The 17,437-nt window shown below is 72.0% G+C and carries 13 protein-coding genes; 11 read left to right on the top strand and 2 right to left on the bottom strand.

The window, feature by feature from the left end:
- The first annotated feature begins 194 nt into the window (after nucleotides 1-194).
- The 3 genes from ACF089_RS30000 (at nucleotide 195) to ACF089_RS29990 (ending at nucleotide 7,774) form a co-directional block, all read left to right on the top strand.
- The gene (locus tag ACF089_RS30000; RefSeq protein WP_392033296.1) at nucleotides 195-542 is read left to right on the top strand and encodes a hypothetical protein; all 348 of its coding nucleotides are present in this window, start codon (nucleotides 195-197) and stop codon (nucleotides 540-542) included.
- A gap of 175 nt (nucleotides 543-717) precedes the next feature.
- Nucleotides 718-5,271: a HAMP domain-containing protein gene (locus tag ACF089_RS29995; RefSeq protein ID WP_392033293.1), complete on the top strand. Its 4,554-nt coding sequence runs from the start codon at nucleotides 718-720 to the stop codon at nucleotides 5,269-5,271.
- 61 nt (nucleotides 5,272-5,332) lie between these two features.
- A complete protein-coding gene (locus ACF089_RS29990) occupies nucleotides 5,333-7,774 on the top strand; it encodes a SpoIIE family protein phosphatase (RefSeq protein ID WP_392033290.1) in 2,442 nt (813 codons plus the stop codon).
- Nucleotides 7,775-7,854: 80 nt separating this feature from the next.
- Here ACF089_RS29990 and ACF089_RS29985 read toward each other — a convergent pair whose 3' ends face one another.
- Nucleotides 7,855-9,267 (bottom strand): aminopeptidase P family protein, encoded by a 1,413-nt coding sequence (locus tag ACF089_RS29985; RefSeq protein ID WP_392033285.1) that lies wholly within the window; start codon nucleotides 9,265-9,267, stop codon nucleotides 7,855-7,857.
- Between the two features lie 211 nt (nucleotides 9,268-9,478).
- Between ACF089_RS29985 and ACF089_RS29980 the strand changes: the two genes are divergently transcribed.
- Both ACF089_RS29980 and ACF089_RS29975 read left to right on the top strand, forming a co-directional pair.
- Nucleotides 9,479-10,462, top strand: a complete 984-nt coding sequence (locus ACF089_RS29980) for a LuxR family transcriptional regulator (RefSeq protein ID WP_392033283.1) — start codon at nucleotides 9,479-9,481, stop codon at nucleotides 10,460-10,462.
- A gap of 42 nt (nucleotides 10,463-10,504) precedes the next feature.
- Nucleotides 10,505-10,996 (top strand): Lrp/AsnC family transcriptional regulator, encoded by a 492-nt coding sequence (locus ACF089_RS29975; RefSeq protein ID WP_392033280.1) that lies wholly within the window; start codon nucleotides 10,505-10,507, stop codon nucleotides 10,994-10,996.
- 119 nt (nucleotides 10,997-11,115) lie between these two features.
- On the opposite strand, the gene ACF089_RS29970 is transcribed toward ACF089_RS29975, so the two are convergent.
- Nucleotides 11,116-11,601, bottom strand: coding sequence for an Lrp/AsnC family transcriptional regulator (locus ACF089_RS29970; RefSeq protein WP_392033277.1), 486 nt, complete (start codon nucleotides 11,599-11,601; stop codon nucleotides 11,116-11,118).
- A 255-nt stretch (nucleotides 11,602-11,856) separates the two neighbouring features.
- Here ACF089_RS29970 and ACF089_RS29965 point away from each other — a divergent pair, with 255 nt between their 5' ends.
- The 6 genes from ACF089_RS29965 to ACF089_RS29940 all read left to right on the top strand — a co-directional run bounded on the left by ACF089_RS29965 (nucleotide 11,857) and on the right by ACF089_RS29940 (nucleotide 17,403).
- Nucleotides 11,857-12,729, top strand: coding sequence for an ABC transporter permease (locus ACF089_RS29965; RefSeq protein ID WP_392033275.1), 873 nt, complete (start codon nucleotides 11,857-11,859; stop codon nucleotides 12,727-12,729).
- Nucleotides 12,726-13,523, top strand: coding sequence for an ABC transporter permease (locus ACF089_RS29960; RefSeq protein WP_392033273.1), 798 nt, complete (start codon nucleotides 12,726-12,728; stop codon nucleotides 13,521-13,523). The genes ACF089_RS29965 and ACF089_RS29960 overlap by 4 nt, the downstream gene beginning before the upstream one ends.
- A 160-nt stretch (nucleotides 13,524-13,683) precedes the next feature.
- Nucleotides 13,684-14,760 (top strand): PotD/PotF family extracellular solute-binding protein, encoded by a 1,077-nt coding sequence (locus ACF089_RS29955; RefSeq protein WP_392033270.1) that lies wholly within the window; start codon nucleotides 13,684-13,686, stop codon nucleotides 14,758-14,760.
- 1 nt (nucleotide 14,761) lies between these two features.
- Nucleotides 14,762-15,874: an ABC transporter ATP-binding protein gene (locus tag ACF089_RS29950; RefSeq protein ID WP_392033268.1), complete on the top strand. Its 1,113-nt coding sequence runs from the start codon at nucleotides 14,762-14,764 to the stop codon at nucleotides 15,872-15,874.
- Between the two features lie 55 nt (nucleotides 15,875-15,929).
- A complete protein-coding gene (locus ACF089_RS29945; RefSeq protein ID WP_392033265.1) occupies nucleotides 15,930-16,730 on the top strand; it encodes a carbon-nitrogen hydrolase family protein in 801 nt (266 codons plus the stop codon).
- Between the two features lie 7 nt (nucleotides 16,731-16,737).
- Nucleotides 16,738-17,403, top strand: a complete 666-nt coding sequence (locus tag ACF089_RS29940; RefSeq protein ID WP_392033262.1) for an RraA family protein — start codon at nucleotides 16,738-16,740, stop codon at nucleotides 17,401-17,403.
- The last annotated feature ends 34 nt before the right edge of the window (nucleotides 17,404-17,437 follow it).

Below are 17,437 nucleotides of genomic sequence, written 5' to 3'. Positions count from 1 at the left end.
CCGTTCACTCCCGCAGGCCCGTTCGCGCCCGCAGGCCCGTTCGCGCCCGCGGGCCCGGGCCCGTCGGCGGCCCGGGCCCCGGAATCGACGCGGCGGCCGGGGGCGCCCTGAAGTCCATGACGACCGGGGTCCGTTGCTCCGCGACGGGTCCTCGCGAGCGACCGACGGCGGGAGCCGGGACATGAGCGACCGCGGTGGGCCGATGGGAGATCCGGAGCGCGGGACGGCGCGGCGCGCCCAGCTCCGGGGGGCGCTTCTCGGACATCGCGTCGACCGCCCTGTGCTTCCTGCTCGCCCTGTGGGCGGCGCTGAGTCCGGCGGGCGCGGCGACGGGCCGGGAGAACGCGTGGACCTACCGCGCCATCGACGCCGTGCTGTTGGCGGTGGTGTGGGGCGCGCGGATCGCGGCCGCGCGCGGCAGGGCCCGCCGGCGCCTCTGCCTCGGCGCGCCGGGGCCGCCCGTCGCCGAGCGGCTCTCCCCCGCCGGGCCCGTCCCGCCGGCCCTCGGCCTCACGGGCCTCCGCCGACTCCGCCGAACATGACGGACGCGGGGATTCGGGCCGTACCAGTGGGTAGTCCGGGGGTACTCTCTACCGTATTTGCTGCGAGGCTGTGGCGACCTCCGGCAGGAGCGGGCGGGAAGGGCCGCTCTCCTCCGTGCCGTCGGTCCGTCGCCCTCCTCGCGGACCGTATGGCCGGGGATGGGGAAGGTTGGACATGGCTGAGGCGAGGACCCAGTACACGGGGGCCGGATCGCGGGGGCCGGGTCGGTCCAAGGTGGGGGAGCCCGAGCTGCGGCAGCTGCTGGCCGGGCTGACCGCGGTACGGGACGGCGACTTCGGGACGCGGCTGCCCGGCGAGGCCGACGGTCTGCTCGGTGAGATCGCCACCGTCTTCAACGGCATGGTCGACCAGCTCTCCCTGTTCACCTCCGAGGTCACCAGGGTCGCCCGGGAGGTGGGGACCGAGGGCACCCTCGGCGGACAGGCGGAGGTCCCGGGGGTCTCCGGGACCTGGGCGGATCTGACGGACTCCGTCAACGCGATGGCCGGGAACCTCACCACTCAGGTGCGGGACATCGCCCAGGTGGCGACCGCGGTGGCCAAGGGCGACCTCTCGCAGAAGATCGACGTGGACGCGCGCGGCGAGATCCTGGAGCTGAAGAGCACCGTCAACACGATGGTCGACCAGCTCTCCGCCTTCGCCGACGAGGTCACCCGGGTGGCCCGCGAGGTCGGCAGCGAGGGCCGGCTCGGCGGCCAGGCCGAGGTGCCCGGGGTCGGCGGGGTGTGGCGCGAGCTGACCGACTCGGTGAACTTCATGGCCGGCAATCTCACCGACCAGGTGCGCAATGTCGCCCAGGTGACCACCGCCGTCGCCAAGGGCGACCTCTCGCAGAAGATCACCGTGGACGCCCGGGGCGAGATCCTCGAACTCAAGAACACCATCAACACCATGGTCGACCAGCTCTCCTCGTTCGCCGACGAGGTCACCCGGATGGCGCGGGAGGTCGGCACCGAAGGACGCCTCGGCGGACAGGCCGACGTCAAGGGCGTCTCCGGCACCTGGCGCGACCTGACCGACTCGGTGAACTCGATGGCGGGGAACCTCACCGCCCAGGTGCGGTCCATCGCCCAGGTGGCGACCGCCGTGGCCAAGGGCGACCTCTCCCAGAAGATCACCGTGGACGCCCGGGGCGAGATCCTCGAACTCAAGAACACCATCAACACCATGGTCGACCAGCTCTCCTCGTTCGCCGACGAGGTCACCCGGGTCGCGCGCGAGGTCGGCACCGAAGGACGCCTCGGCGGACAGGCCGACGTCAAGGGCGTCTCCGGCACCTGGAAGGACCTCACCGAGTCCGTCAACGTCATGGGCGACAATCTCACCGCCCAGGTGCGCTCCATCGCCGAGGTCACCACGGCCGTGGCCCAGGGGGACCTCTCCCAGAAGATCCGGGTGGACGCGCGCGGCGAGATCCTGGAGCTGAAGGAGACCATCAACACGATGGTCGACCAGCTCTCCGCCTTCGCGGACGAGGTCACCCGGGTGGCCCGCGAGGTGGGCACCGAGGGCAATCTCGGCGGACAGGCCACCGTACGGGGGGTGTCGGGCACCTGGAAGGACCTCACCGACAACGTCAATGTGATGGCGTCCAATCTGACGGGACAGGTGCGGTCCATCGCCCAGGTCGCCACGGCCGTGGCCCGCGGCGATCTCTCGCAGAAGATCACCGTCGAGGCGAAGGGCGAGGTCGCGGCGCTCGCCGGGGTGATCAACACCATGGTCGACACGCTGTCGGCGTTCGCGGACGAGGTCACCCGCGTGGCCCGCGAGGTCGGCACCGAAGGACGCCTCGGCGGACAGGCCGACGTCAAGGGCGTCTCCGGCACCTGGAAGGACCTCACCGACAACGTCAACTCGATGGCGAACAATCTGACCGGGCAGGTCCGCAACATCGCCCAGGTCACCACCGCCGTCGCCAACGGGGATCTGTCGAAGAAGATCGACGTCGACGCCCGGGGCGAGATCCTGGAGCTGAAGACGACCATCAACACCATGGTCGACCAGCTCTCCGCCTTCGCCGCCGAGGTCACCCGGGTCGCCCGCGAGGTCGGCAGCGAGGGCCGGCTCGGCGGCCAGGCCGAGGTGGAGGGCGTCTCCGGCACCTGGAAGCGGCTGACCGAGAACGTCAACGAGCTGGCCGGGAACCTCACCCGCCAGGTGCGGGCGATCGCCGAGGTGGCCAGCGCGGTCGCCGAGGGCGATCTGACCCGCTCCATCACCGTGGACGCCTCGGGCGAGGTGGCCGAGCTGAAGGACAACATCAACTCGATGGTGGGCTCGCTGAGAGAGACCACCCGGGCCAATCAGGAACAGGACTGGCTCAAGTCCAATCTGGCCCGGATCTCCTCGCTGATGCAGGGGCACCGCGATCTGTCCGTGGTGGCCGAGCTGGTGATGGACGAGCTGACCCCGCTGGTGGCGGCCCAGTACGGAGCCTTCTATCTGGCCGACGAGAGCCCGCAGGGTGCGGAGCTCACCCTGATCGGCTGGTACGGGAGACCCCGCGACACCATCACCGCCCGCTTCGGACCGGGCGAGTCCCTGGTGGGCCAGGCGGCCCGCAGCCGCCGCACGATCGCCGCCGACGAGGTCCCCGGCGACTATGTGATCTCCTCCGGGCTCGGCGGGACCACCCCCGGCAGCCTCATGATCCTGCCGATCGTGGTCGAGGACCAGGTCCTCGGCGTCATCGAGCTGGCCTCCTTCACCTCGTTCACCCCCGTCCACCGCGACTTCCTCGGCCAGCTGATGGAGACCATCGGCGTCAACGTCAACACCATCGTCGCCAACGCCCGCACCGACGAACTCCTCGTCGAGTCGCAGCGCCTCGCGGGCGAACTCCGGGCCCGCTCCGAGGAACTCCAGGTCCAGCAGGACGAACTCCAGCGCTCCAACGCCGAACTGGAGGAGAAGGCCGCGCTGCTCGCCACCCAGAACCACGACATCGAGACCAAGAACCTGGAGATCGAGCAGGCCCGCCAGGAGCTGGAGACCCGCGCCCAGCAGCTCTCCCTCGCCTCCAAGTACAAATCGGAGTTCCTGGCCAATATGAGCCACGAACTGCGCACACCGCTCAACAGCCTGCTGATCCTGGCCCAGCTCCTCGCCCAGAACCCCACCCGCAACCTCAGCCCGAAGCAGGTCGAGTACGCCGGGATCATCCACTCGGCCGGTTCCGACCTGCTCCAGCTGATCAACGACATCCTCGATCTGTCCAAGGTCGAGGCCGGCAAGATGGACGTCCACCCGGAGCGGATCTCGCTGCGGAGACTGCTCGACCATGTCGAGGCCACCTTCCGGCCGATGACCACGCAGAAGAGCCTCGACTTCTCCATCACCACCGCCCCCGACGTCCCCGGCGAGCTGGTCAGCGACGACTCCCGGCTCCGCCAGGTGCTGCGCAATCTGCTCTCCAACGCCGTGAAGTTCACCGAACACGGGAGTGTGGAACTCCAGATCGGGCCGCCCGAGGAGGGCGAGCTGCCCGCCGGGATGGACCCCGCCGGGCCCGCGCTCGCCTTCCGGGTGAAGGACACCGGCATCGGCATCGCCGAACAGCAGCTCGAAGTCATCTTCGGCGCGTTCCAGCAGGCCGACGGCACCACCAGCCGCCGGTACGGCGGCACCGGGCTCGGACTCTCCATCAGCCGGGAGATCGCCCAGGTCCTCGGCGGTGTGATCACCGCCCGCAGCACCCCGGGCGCCGGCAGCGTCTTCACCCTCTATCTCCCCCTCGCCCGGGCCGGCTTCGAGGACCAGGCCGACGGCGCGGGAGGAGCCGGGACCGCCGCCCGCCACCAGCCCGCCGCCCCGCTGCCCCGGCAGCAGCGCCGGCTGCTGGTGATCGAGCAGCGCCCCCGCGGACTGCTCTCGCTCGTCGCGGAGAGCGCCGCCGCCGACCTCGCGGTCTCCGGTCACGAGCGCGGCGACCACCAGCCGGGCGCCGCGGTGATCACGGCGGTCGGCGCCCAGGAGGCGGCCACCGCCCTGGCGGCCGAACCGGTCCACTGCGTGGTCCTCGACCTCGATCTCCGCGACGGCGAGGCGATGCAGTTCCTGGAGCACATGGACGGCGACCCCGCCCTCACCGCGCTGCCCGTCCTCGCCCACAACAACCGGCGTCTCGAACTGGCCCAGGAGCAGGCCCTGCTGCGCCGGTCCGAGACCCGGCCCCTGGAGCTGCTGTCCAGCCTGGACGAGCTGCGCGAACGCATCGCGCTCCATCTCGCCGCCGAACAGCCCGGCAGTGTGCTGCCCCTGGTCCGCGCGGAGGACGCGGGCCGGCTGACGACCCAGCCCGTCGACGCCTCGCTGGCCGACCGCACCGTGCTCGTCGTCGACGACGACGCGCGCAACCTGTACGCGCTCAGCGGCATCCTGGAGATGCACGGCATCCATGTCGTCCACGCGGAGAACGGCCGCAGGGGCATCGAGGCCCTCGTCCGGCACCCCCGGGTCGATCTCATCCTGATGGATGTGATGATGCCCGAGATGGACGGCTACACGGCGACGGCGGCCATCCGCCGGCTGCCGGCCTACGCGGAGCTGCCGATCATCGCGGTGACCGCGAAGGCGATGCCGGGCGACCGGGAGAAGAGCCTGGCGTCGGGGGCGAGCGACTACGTGACCAAGCCGGTCGACGCGAACGACCTCATCGACTGTGTCCGCCGCTGGCTGTCCCCCGGGCGGGCGACGACGGTCTGAGCGGCGCCCGCCCCTCCCCCCTTCCCCACGACGAACTCCCGCCAGGAAACAGGCCATCACGGTGAGCACCGCAGACGACCCCAGACCCGGCCCGCACGCCCCGACGGCGGCTTCGGGCGTGCCCCGGCAAGTCGCGTACGGGCACGAGCCCGACGCCTCCGCGTGCGAGACGGCCGCCAGTTCGCCCGTCGGCAGGCTGGCGGCCACGGTGGAGCGCCTGCGGCACGAGGTCCGGGCGGCGCAGACCACCGCGGACGGGCGCGCCCTGGTGGAGCTGGCGAAGGGCATTCTCATCGAGCGGCTGGGCTGCGGACCGGTCCAGGCCGCCCAGCAGCTGGCCGCCATCGCCGAGCGGGCCCGTCTCACCCCGCTGGAGCTGGCCGCGGACATCGTCAACGAGGCCTCCCGGGACCAGGTCAGCCAGGTGGCGACCGAGTTCCACCGGCGTACGGCCGCTCCCCCGCCCCGCCCGGCGGGCCCCTCGGCGGCCGTCCGGCTGCGGACGGCGGAGAGCGGCGTCCTCGCCGCCGACGACACCCAGGCCATCGCGCACGCCCTGCTCGACAACGCCCTCCGCCCGCTCGGAGCGTGCGCCGTCGCCATCTGGACCGCCGCCGGGGACGGCTCCTTCGCCCTGAGCGGCTCCGCGGGGTTCACCCCGGAGGAGGCGGCGCTCTGGCACCATGTGCCGCCCGGCGTCGCCACCCTCGCGCGCCGGGCCCTGAGCGGACGCGAACCCGTCGTCCTGCCGGGCGGCACGGACCCGGCGACCCCGTCGCTGGGCGGCCGGCAGTGGCCGCGCGGCGGGCGGATGGCCGTCCCCGCGGGCACCGGGGGCCGGCTCCACGGCGTACTGGAGGTCTGCTGGCCCGGCCCCCTGCCGCCGCAGCCGCCCCGGATCGTCCGCCAGATCGAGGCGCTCGCCCAGCTGTGCGCGCACACCCTGGAGACCCGGCCCGCGCCGACCGCCGGGGCGACGGCCGCCCACCCCGGCGTCGCCGAGCTGATCGACCTCGCGGAGGGGCTCAGCGATCCGGTGCTGATCCTCACCCCGCACCTGGACTCCGACGGACGCCTCGCCGACTTCCGTATCCGCCATGTGAACAGCCGGTTCACCGACCCCGCCGGCCGCCCGGCCGACCGGGTGCGGGGCGCGCTGCTGCTGGAGGCGTACCCGCTGGCCGCCGAGGACCACGGGCTGTACGGGAGGGTCGAGCGGGTCCATGCCACCGGAGAGCCCTTCCGGGCCCGGCACATGCGCCTCACCGCGCTGGTCGACCAGGTCCCGCTCACGGCCGTGGCCGAGGTCAGCGTCAGCCGCCACGGGGCGGCCCTGGTGCTCGTCTGGCGGATCCAGGACGAGACCGTGCGACTGGCGAGCCTGCTCCAGCACGCTCAGCGGCTCGGGCGCATCGGCGGGTTCGAGGAGAGCCTGTCCACCGGCGAGATCACCTGGAACAGCCAGCTGTTCGATCTGTACGGCCGGCCGCCGACGTCGGCCCCGCTGTCGCTGCGGGATCTGTCGGCGCACGCGCATCCGGACGACACGGGCGTGATCGACCGGCTGCTGCACACCGTCTTCCAGTACCGCCGCCCCTCCTCGGCGGCCTTCCGGCTCCAGCGCCCCGACGGCATCACCCGGCACATCCGGGTCATCGCGGAGCCGGTGCTCGACGAGGAGGAGGGGCTCGTCACGGTGCGCGGCGCCTACCAGGACATCTCGTCCCAGCACTGGACCGAGGTCGCGCTCCACGCCACCCGCGACCAGCTCGCCCACAGCGAGGCCGAGTCCGAGGAGCGCAACCGGCTGGCCCTCCAGCTCCAGCACGCCATCATGCCGCCGAGCCAGGGGCCGCTCCATCTCACCGGTCTGAGCGTCGCCGTGCGCTACCGCCCGGCCGCCACGGACGCGCTCGTCGGCGGCGACTGGTACGACAGCGTCGTCCTGCCGTCCCGGCAGATCCTGCTCTGCGTCGGCGACATCGCCGGACACGGCATCGGAGCGGCCACCAACATGGTGGTGCTGCGCAACGCGCTGCGGGGGCTCGCGGTCACCGGGGCCGGCCCGGGCCAGCTGCTCACCTGGCTCAATCTCGTCGCCCACCATCTCGACGAACCGGTGACCGCCACCGTCGTCTGCGGCCTCTACGACCCCAGGACCCGGGTGCTGCGCTGGGCCCGCGCCGGGCATCTGCCGCCCGTCCTGATCCGGAACCACGAGGCCCGGACGTTCCCGCTGGGCCAGGGCCTGCTGCTGGGCGCGGTGCCGGACGTCTCGTACAGCGAGCAGGACATGCAGCTCCAGGAGGGCGACACGCTGCTGATGTACTCGGACGGACTGGTGGAACGCAAGGATCTCGCCCTCAACGACTCCCTGAGCCATCTGCTGAGCGCGGCGGGCGGACCCGACCGGCCGCTCGAACAGCGTCTGGACGATCTGCTCGCCCACAGCCGGTCGGACACCGACGACGACACCTGTCTCATCGGCATCCACATCACCTGAGAGCGGGCGCGGGAAGGCCGTCGGCCGGGAGGAGTCCCGGCCGGCGGCCGTACGCCGAAGGGCTCGGGCGCGCGCCCCGCTCAGCCGGCGAAGCGGGCCATCCACGCCTCGACCTCGTCCGCCGACCTCGGCAGACCCGCCGACAGATTCTCGTGGCCGTCCTCGGTGACGAGCAGATCGTCCTCGATCCGGACGCCGATGCCGCGCCACTCCTCGGGCACGGTGAGATCGTCCGGCTGGAAGTACAGACCGGGCTCGACGGTCAGCGCCATCCCCGGCTCCAGCACTCCGTCGACGTACTCCTCGCTCCGCGCCTGCGCGCAGTCGTGGACGTCGAGGCCGAGCATATGACCGGTGCCGGCCATGGTGAAGCGGCGCTGGAGACCGAGTTCGTACGCGCGCTCGGCCGGGCCCTCGATGAATCCCCACTCGACCAGGCGGGCCGCCAGCGAACGCTGGGACGCCTCGTGGAAGTCGCGGTACGCGGCGCCCGGCCGGACGGCGGCCATGCCGGCCTCCTGGGCCTCGTACACCGCGTCGTAGACCCTGCGCTGCACGGGCGTGAAGGTCCCGCTGATCGGGAGGGTGCGGGTGACGTCGGCGGTGTAGAGGGTGTGCGTCTCCACGCCGGCGTCGAGCAGCAGGAGGTCTCCCGGGCGGACCGGGCCGTCGTTGTCCGTCCAGTGCATGATCGTGGCGTGCTCGCCCGCGGCGCAGATCGAGCCGTAGCCGACGGAGTTGCCCTCCAGGCGCGCGCGGCGGAAGAAGGTGCCCTCGATCCAGCGCTCGGAGGTGGCGACCGCCCCGGACAGCTCGCGGATCACATCGGTGAATCCGCGGACGGTCGAGTCCACGGCCTTGCGCAGCTCGCCGATCTCCCAGTCGTCCTTGACGAGACGGAGATCGCTGAGCGCCTCCTCCAGTTCGGCGTCGCGCTCCGCGTCGGTGGTGACGGCGGCCTCCAGGGCCGGGTCGACGCCGCGGACGATCCGGGTCGGCGCGCCGGAGCCGGCGGCCAGGTCGCCGGCGGCGGTGCGGACGTCCCGGCAGGGCAGACCGAGGACGACCTCGGCCTCGGCGAGGGTGCGCCGGCGGCCCATCCACAGCTCCGCCGTGGGGCCGGTCCAGAACTCGTCGTCGTCCCTGCCGTCGCGCGGCAGCTGGTAGCAGTAGGCGTCGTGGCCGCCGTCCGCGCGGGGTTCCAGGACGAGGGCGCCGTCCCGGGCCCGGTCGCCGGTGAGGTGCGCGTAGCCCGTGTACGGCCGGAAGGGGTAGCAGTCGTCGTTGGAGCGGACCTTGAGATTCCCCGAGGGGACCACCAGGCGCTCGCCGGGGAAGCGCGCGGAGAGCGCCTCGCGGCGGGCGGCCGCGTACGGGGCCTGCTCGCCGGGCCGCAGATCGTGCCGCTCGGTGTCCGCCCACCCCGTCCGCATCAGGGCGGACAGCTCCTCGGAGATTCCCGAGTAGAGACCGTTCTTCCGGCCTTTCGCCATGTCGTACACCTTCCGCTGGGTGGGTTCATCGGGGCGAGGGGCCCGGCGGGCCGCGGGACCGGTCGTCCTCCGGCGCGGCCCGGGCGCCCTCGCGTCCGCCGGTCGTCGGCGGCTCCCGGACGGTATCCCGCACCGCGCCCGTCCGGCGCCGAGGAGTGCCACTGGCACGGATCGGCCAGATTCCGTCCGGACCCGGTCGATAATCGGATGCATGACGAACGGAAGACTCGGCGAGGCCCTCCGGCGGCTGGGGCTCGACGACACGGCGGCCCAGGTCTATCTGGCGCTGCTCGAACGGGCCCCGGCCCCGCTGAGCGCGATCGAGGCCGGGGCCGGGGCCGGCGGCGCGGAGTTCGCCGCCGCGTACGGCACGCTGGTCGACGCCGGTCTGGCGGCCGCCGCCGAGGAGGGCGGGGACCTGGCCGTCCCGGTGCCGCCCGCGGCCGGGCTGGAGATCCTCGCCCGGCACCGGGCGGCCGAGGTCGAGGAGTCGCGGATCGCGGTGGGGGGCGCGTTCGAGTCGTTCCGGCGGCAGCGGCTCGCCTCGTACGACGACGATCTCGTGGAGGTCGTCACCGGCGAGGCCGTCGGGCCCAGGATCCGGCAGGCCTGGGCGAGCGCCCGCGAGCAGATCCGGCAGTTCGAGTCGCCGCCGTACTTCCCGCTGCCGGGGGCCACGGACGACGCGCTGGCGACGCTCGCGCGCGGGGTGGTCCAGCGGGTCGTCTACTCGCGGGAGTCGCTGGAGCACCCGGGCCATCTGCGGGACGTGATCGAGCCGTGCGTCCGGGCCGGCGAGCAGGCCAGGGTGCTGCCGTCGGTGCCGGTCAAGCTCGTGATCATCGACGAGGGCTGCGCGCTCGTCTCGCTGTCGATCAGAGAGGCCGATGTGCACAACACGATGCTGGTCGTGCAGCCGTGCGGGCTGCTCTCCGCGCTCGTCGCGCTGTTCGAGCAGTCCTGGCGGGACGCCCTGCCGTTCCAGGGCCGCACCACGCGCCCGGGCGGTCTGCCGCCCGCCGACCGCCGGCTGCTGTGGCTTCTCGCGGGCGGCGCGGGCGACGAGGTGATCGCCCGTGAGCTGGGCGTCAGCCGCCGTACGCTCTACCGGCGGCTCCAGATCCTGATGGCGAGGCTGGGCGCGGGGAACCGCTTCCAGCTGGCCCTCCAGGCGCGGCGGAACGGGTGGCTGTGACGGGCCGCCGCCGGTCGGCGGGGGTGTGCCATGGTTGAGGGCGTGCTCGACGACATGGACCGCAGGATCGTCTCGACCCTGACCCGGGACGGCCGGACTCCCTATACGGCGCTCGCCCGGGACCTCGGGGTCTCCGAGGCGACCGTGCGGCAGCGGGTGGCCCGGCTCCAGGAGAGCGGTGTGCTGCGGATCGTGGCGCTGTGCGATCCGCTGACGCTCGGCCATCAGTCGGTGCGGCTGATGATCCGGGTCCGGGATCTGACCCCGCGCGCGGTGGCGAAGTCGCTGTCCGGGATGCCGATGATCAATCATGTGGCGCTCTGCGCGGGCGGTCAGGACATCTTCCTGGACGGCACCTGCCGCGACCAGGCGCAGCTGGTGCAGCTGCTGGACGACATCCGGATGCTGCCGGGGGTGTCCCGGCTCCAGGTTCTGCTGCTGCTGGAGCACTTCAAGGACTACTCGTGGAGCGGGCTGGCGAGCGCGGTGGGGCAGGGCGTCACCGAGGAGCCGGGAGGGCTTCCGCCGGTCTGAGCTTCGGCGGGTCTGAGCTTCGGCCGGTCCGAGCTTCCGCCGGTCCGAGCTTCGGCGGGGTCCGAGCGGGGCGCGCCGGGCCCGGGGGAAGGGTGCGCGGCGCGCGGCGGTCCCGGTGCTCAGCCGGGGATGATGCGCTCCCCGGGGCGCACCGGGACCTCGCGGAATCCGGCCCAGAGGTAGGTGTCCTTGATGACCTCCAGCACGGTGAGCGCCTCGGCGTGGGCGACGCCGTTGACCCGGCGGACCCGTTCGGTGAGGAGTTCCGCGAGGTGTTCGAGGTCGCGGCAGCGGACGTCGACGATGAGGTCGTAGGGCCCGATACAGGACGCCACATAGCGCATCTCGGGCATCCGGGACAGTTCACGGGCGACCAGGGCGACGGGGATGTGGTGGACGCGCACGGCGAGGTGGACCTCCATCTCACCCATCCGTATCGCGTCCGTCATGCCCACCACCTGGAGCACGCCCTTGCGCTGGAGGCGCTGGTAGCGGGCGCGCACCGAGGCCTCGGAGAGGCCGACGGCACGGCCGATCTCGGCGAAGGAACGGCGGCCGTCCACTCGGAGCTGGTCGATGATCTGCCGGTCGAGGTCATCGATCACGGGACACCTCCAAGGACGCGTGGTAGTAGCAGCCATCATCCCCCGGACGTCAAGAGTCGACCGTCACACCGGTCTCACGCTGCGAGATCCGTGGAAATAGGCTCCACTTTCCACGGGATTCGTTTCACCTATGCCTTTCCGGCCACTGGCTGATGACCGACGCTGTTCTCCATCGGCGAACCCCCGCCCGGACCAAGGAGAACAGCGCATGCACACGACCCCTCCACCCGACCGGACCGAGCGCCGGGCGCTTCGGTGACGGCAGCCGCGCGAGGCTCCGCGCGCCGGACCGCCGTGACCTCGGCGCTGCTCGCGCCGGCCGGGATCACGGTGCTCGGTCTGGTGCTCGTGCCGCTGCTCCTGGTGGTGCGCAACAGCTTCGCCTCCGCCGACGCGTACGGCGGCGTCCAGGGCGGATTCACCCTCACGAACTACCAGGATCTGTTCGAGCCGATCTATCTCAAGGTCTTCGGCTACAGCCTCGGCATGGCCGCCCTGAACACACTCGTCTGCCTCGTCCTCGGCTATGTCGTCTCGTACTATCTCGCCGGCCGTTCCCCGCAGCGCCAGATGCTGCTTCTGCTGCTGATCATCGTGCCGTTCTGGACGGACTTCCTCGTCCGGACGTTCGCGTGGATCAATCTGCTGAGCCCCGGCGGCCCGGTCAACAGCCTGACCGACGCCCTCGGTCTCACCGACGGGCCCACCCAGTGGATACCGAGCCAGGGAGCGTCGTTCATCGGCCTGGTGTACGCGTTCCTGCCGACGGCGATCTTCCCGATCTACGCCGCGCTGCGCGGGGTGGACGGCTCGCTGGGCGAGGCCGCCCGCGACCTCGGCTGCGGCTGGTGGCGGGTGCACACCCGGGTCCTGCTGCCGATCGCCCGGCCGGGGATGCTCGCGGCGGCGCTCCTCACCTTCATCCCGACCCTCGGCGTCTTCGTCATCCCCGTGCTGCTCGGCGGCGGACGGGACCAGCTGGTCGGCAATCTGATCGTGACCCTCTACACCGAGTTCCGCAATCAGCCGATGGGCGCCGCGGCCTCCGTGGTCCTGCTGGTGCTGATGACGGCCTCGATCGCGGTGTTCGGACTGGCCGCCCGGCGGCTGAGGAGGAAGACGGCATGAAGCACGCCCTCGACACCCTGACCGCCTGGCTGGCCCGCGGCGTCATCGCCTTCCTCTACATCCCGATCGTCGTCGTGGTGGTGCTGTCGTTCAACGACTCCGAGGTCACCTACAAGTGGGCCGGATTCTCCACCCGCTGGTACGGGACGCTCGCCGGCAACACCGAACTGCTGGCCGCGCTGCGGGTCAGCGCGGAGGTCGCCCTCGTCTCCGCGACCCTCGCGACCGTGTGCGGGCTGCTCTCCGCGATGGGCATGGCCCGGCTCGGGAACCGCTGGAAGGCCGTGTTCTCCGGCGGGCTGTTCCTGCCGCTGATCATCCCCGAGATCGTGCTCGGCGTGGCCATGCTGTCGGTCTTCGGGACGATGGGCGCGGACCTCGGCATGACGACCCTGGTCCTCGGCCATCTGGTGGTGACCCTGCCGTACGCGGCGCTCATCGTGCTCGGCGCGTACAACGCGCTGGACCCCGCGCTCGGGGAGGCCGCCACCGACCTCGGCTGCGATCCCTGGCAGGCGTTCCGGCGGGTGACCCTGCCGCTGCTGCGACAGCCGCTGCTCGCCGCGTGGCTGCTCTGCTTCACCGTCTCGTTCGGCAACATCGTGATGTCGACGTTCACCAACGGCATCGGCTCCACCACCCTGCCGCTGCGGGTGTACTCGATGCTCAAGGGCGGTCTGACGCCCGAGATCAACGCGCTGGGCACGCTGCTGGTGCTGTTCACCCTGCTGATCGTCGCCGGGGTCGGGCTGCGCCAGATGCGCCAGGTGCTGCTGGGCGGCAAGCGCGGCTAGGGCCTCTCTTCCGTCCCGCCGGGCGCGCCTGCCCCGGCGCCGCGGCCGGGACCCCGCCGAGTCCCGCCGCCCCCTCCCCCGCCCGCGCTCCGCGCGCCGCACCCCCGACTCCTGACCGGCCGTCCCGCCGACCCGCCGACCCTGTGAAAGGCACACCCTCATGCGTACGAGAAGAGTTCCCAGAACCGTCCTCGCCGTCTCCGCCGCCACCGCGTGCGCGCTCGTCGCCGCCGGCTGCTCCGGCTCCGGCGCCGACTCGGGCGGCGGCGGAGGAAAGAAGCTGAACATCTACGCCTGGGCCGGGGAGATCCCCGAGTCGGTGGTGAAGAAGTTCGAGGCGGAGACCGGGATCGAGGTCACGCTCGACACCTTCGACAGCAACGAGACCATGACCGCCAAGCTCAGCTCCGGTTCGGCGGGCTACGACCTGGTGGAGCCCAGCCAGTACACCGTCCAGCAGCTCATCGGCCAGCAGCTGATCCAGCCGCTCGACCACTCCCGGATCAAGGGCCTGGACAATCTCGCGGAGAAGTTCCGCGACCCGTCGTACGACCCGGGCAACAAGTACAGCGTCCCGTGGATCTGGGGCACCACGGGATTCGCGTACAACGAGACCTGTGTGCCCTCGGCGACCAGCTGGAAGACCCTGTTCGACAAAAAGCACCGGGGCAAGGTCTACATGCTGGACAACATGCTGGCGGCGTACATCGCCGGGCTCCAGATCACCGGCTCCCGTGCCACCAGCACCGACGAGGGCGAGATCGAGGCCGCGACGAAGGCGCTGGAGGACCAGAAGAAGATCCTCGCGGGCTACAACTCCACCAACTACCCGCAGCTGCTGTCCACCGGGCAGGCGTGCGCCGCCCAGGCGTGGAGCGGTACGGCCATGGCGAAGGTCGTCGCCGCCAACGAGAAGGTCCACTACGTCGTGCCCGAGGAGGGCGGCTCGATCTGGACGGACGGACTCTCCGTCCCCAAGGGCGCGAAGAACACGGACGCGGCCTACCAGTTCATCAACTTCACCCTGCGCCCCGAGATCGCGGCGATGGCCACCGACGACGGCGGCAGCGCCAGCACCAACGCCAAGGCCCGGGAGTTCGTCAAGGACAAGAAGGCGCTGGAGAACCCGGCGATCTACGCGAGCGACGAGGCCATCGAGAACGCGGACTTCCTGCTCGACCCGGGCCCCGCGATGAAGCACTTCCAGCAGGGCTGGACCAAGGTGAAGGCGTCCTGACATGACCACCACCGTGAAAGAACCGGAGCCCCGCGCGCAGACCGCCGTGCCCGCCGTCCGGCTGACCGGCGTCGGCAAGACCTTCGGCGGCGCCCCGGCCGTCCAGGACGTGACCCTCGACATCAGGGCCGGCGAGTTCTTCTCGATCCTCGGCCCCTCGGGCTGCGGCAAGACGACCCTGATGCGGATGATCACCGGCTTCGAGACGCCCACCGAGGGCACGGTCGAACTGTCCGGGATCCCTTCGACGGGCGTACCGCCGCACAAGCGCGACCTCAATATGCTCTTCCAGAGCTACGCGCTCTTCCCACACCTCAGCGTCCGCGAGAACGTCGCCTTCGAACTGAAGGTCCGCAAGTCCCGGCCCAGGGCGGAGATCGCGGAAGCGGTGCGGGAGGCGCTGGCGCTCGTCCGGCTCGACGGATACGGGGACCGGCCCATCGGCCGGCTCTCCGGCGGGCAGCGGCAGCGCGTCGCCATCGCGCGGGCCCTGATCGGCCGGCCCTCCCTGCTGCTGCTGGACGAGCCGCTCGGCGCGCTCGACCAGAAGCTGCGGGCCGAGATGCAGCTGGAGCTGAAGAAGATCCAGCGCGAGGTCGGCGTCACCTTCGTCACCGTCACCCACGACCAGGAGGAGGCCCTGACCATGTCCGACCGCATCGCGGTCATGGACAGCGGCCGGGTGCTCCAGGTCGACACCCCCGAGGCGATCTACGAACGGCCCGCGACCCGGTTCGTCGCGAACTTCATCGGCACCTCCAACTTCCTCACCGGCGCCCTCGGCGGCGGACGGCTCGGGGTGGAGGGGCTGGGGAACATCGCGGTCCCCGACGGCCACGGGCGGCCCGACGGCGACCGGGTGCATCTGGCCGTCCGCCCGGAGAACGTCCGGCTCGCCCGCGCCGGCGAGGAGCCGGCGGACTGCCCCGTCCTCCTGGAGGGCGTCCTCCGGCAGATCGTCTACCTCGGCAACGCCACCCGCTACCACCTCGCCCTCACCGGCGGCCAGGACTTCGTCGCCGAGGTCCGCGGCACGGACGTGAGCGGACTCGGCATCGGCGAAGAGGTCGTCGTCGGATGGCATCCGAGGCACTCCCGGGTGCTCGCCGAATGAGCGCGCGCCCCCGCCCCGACACCGCACCGTCCCACCCCAGCAAGGAGATACGACCGTGAAGGTCGCCGCAGCCCAGTTCGCCCCGACCGCCGACGCGGCCGCCAATCTCGCGGTCATCGAGGAGATGGCCCGGGACGCCGCCGACGCGGGCGCCGAACTCGTCGTCTTCCCCGAGGAGTCGATGATCCCCTCGGACGCCGACGAGTCCGAGGAGGTCCCGCTCCGCGAACTCGCCGAGCGCCACTGGCCCGCGTTCCTCGAAGGGATCGCCCGGATCGCCGCCGCCCACGGCATCGCGGTCATCGCGGCCGGCTTCGAGGACAGCGGCGAGGCCCTCCCGTACAACACCGTCGTCGCCGTGGACGCGAGCGGAGAGGTCCTCGGCCTCTACCGCAAGATGCATCTGTACGACGCCTTCGACTACAAGGAGTCCCGCAAGGTCCAGCGCGGCGACACCGGCCCGGTCGTGGTCCGGATCGGCGACTTCAACGTCGGGCTGGTGAACTGCTACGACGTCCGCTTCCCGGAGTTCACCCGGTCGCTTGTGGAGATGGGCGCGGATCTGCTGTCGGTGTCGGCGGCCTGGGTCAAGGGCCCGCTCAAGGAGGACCACTGGGCGACGCTGGTGCGCACCCGGGCCATCGAGAACACCTGCTGGGTCGTGGCGTCGTCGCTGACCACGCCCGACTGCATCGGCATGAGCATGGCCGTCGACCCGCTCGGCGTGGTCCGGGCCGCCCTCGGCGAGGAGGAGCGCTCGATGCTCGTCGTGGACGCCGACAAGGACCGTATCGACCGGGCCCGCACCGTCCTTCCCGTACTCCGCAACCGCCGCATCATCATCGGACCGAGGTGACTGAGTCATGCCGCTCGACCTGCGTGAACTGCCCGCCCCCCTCGACGGGGAACTCGTGGAGAAGCTGCGGGGCGTGGACTTCCCGACCCTCGGCCACTATCTGGAGGAGGGCTTCTGCGACCCCCGGCTCCAGCGCCGGGCGGGGACCGACCGGATCGTCGGCCGGGCCGTGACCGTACGGATCACCGCCACCGACTCCACGGTGCTGCACCACGCCGCCGGGCTCGTCGGGCCCGGGGACGTCGTCGTGGTCGACTGCGGCGGCGACCGGCGCCACGCGCCGCTGGGCGAGGTCGTCGTCAACGCGCTGGCCTCCCGGGGCGCGGCGGGGGCCGTCGTGGACGGTCTGTGCACCGACGTCGACGCGCTGCGCGCGCTCGGACTGCCCGTGTACGCCTACGGGCACACCGCCCTGACCACCAAGCTGCACGGCATCGCGGACGGTTCGCTGTGCGCGCCCGTCGTCTGCGGCGGAGTGCCGGTCCGGGCCGGCGATGTCGTCCTCGGCGACGCCAACGGTGTGATCATCGCCCCCGCGGCGCGGCTCGCGGCCGTCGTGGACGAGGCCCTCGCCGACGACGCGGAGGAGCCGGCCCTCGTCGCCGCATTGTGGCGGGGCGAGCCGCTGGGCTCGCTGACCGGCGCCACCGAGACGCTCCGGCGGCTGGGCTGACCCGTCCCCCGCCCCGGCGTCCCGGTCACCGCGC

The sequence above is a fragment of the Streptomyces sp. NPDC014894 genome, assembly GCF_043080985.1.
Classification (GTDB): domain Bacteria; phylum Actinomycetota; class Actinomycetes; order Streptomycetales; family Streptomycetaceae; genus Streptomyces.
This window is presented reverse-complemented; position numbering and strand designations above follow the sequence as displayed.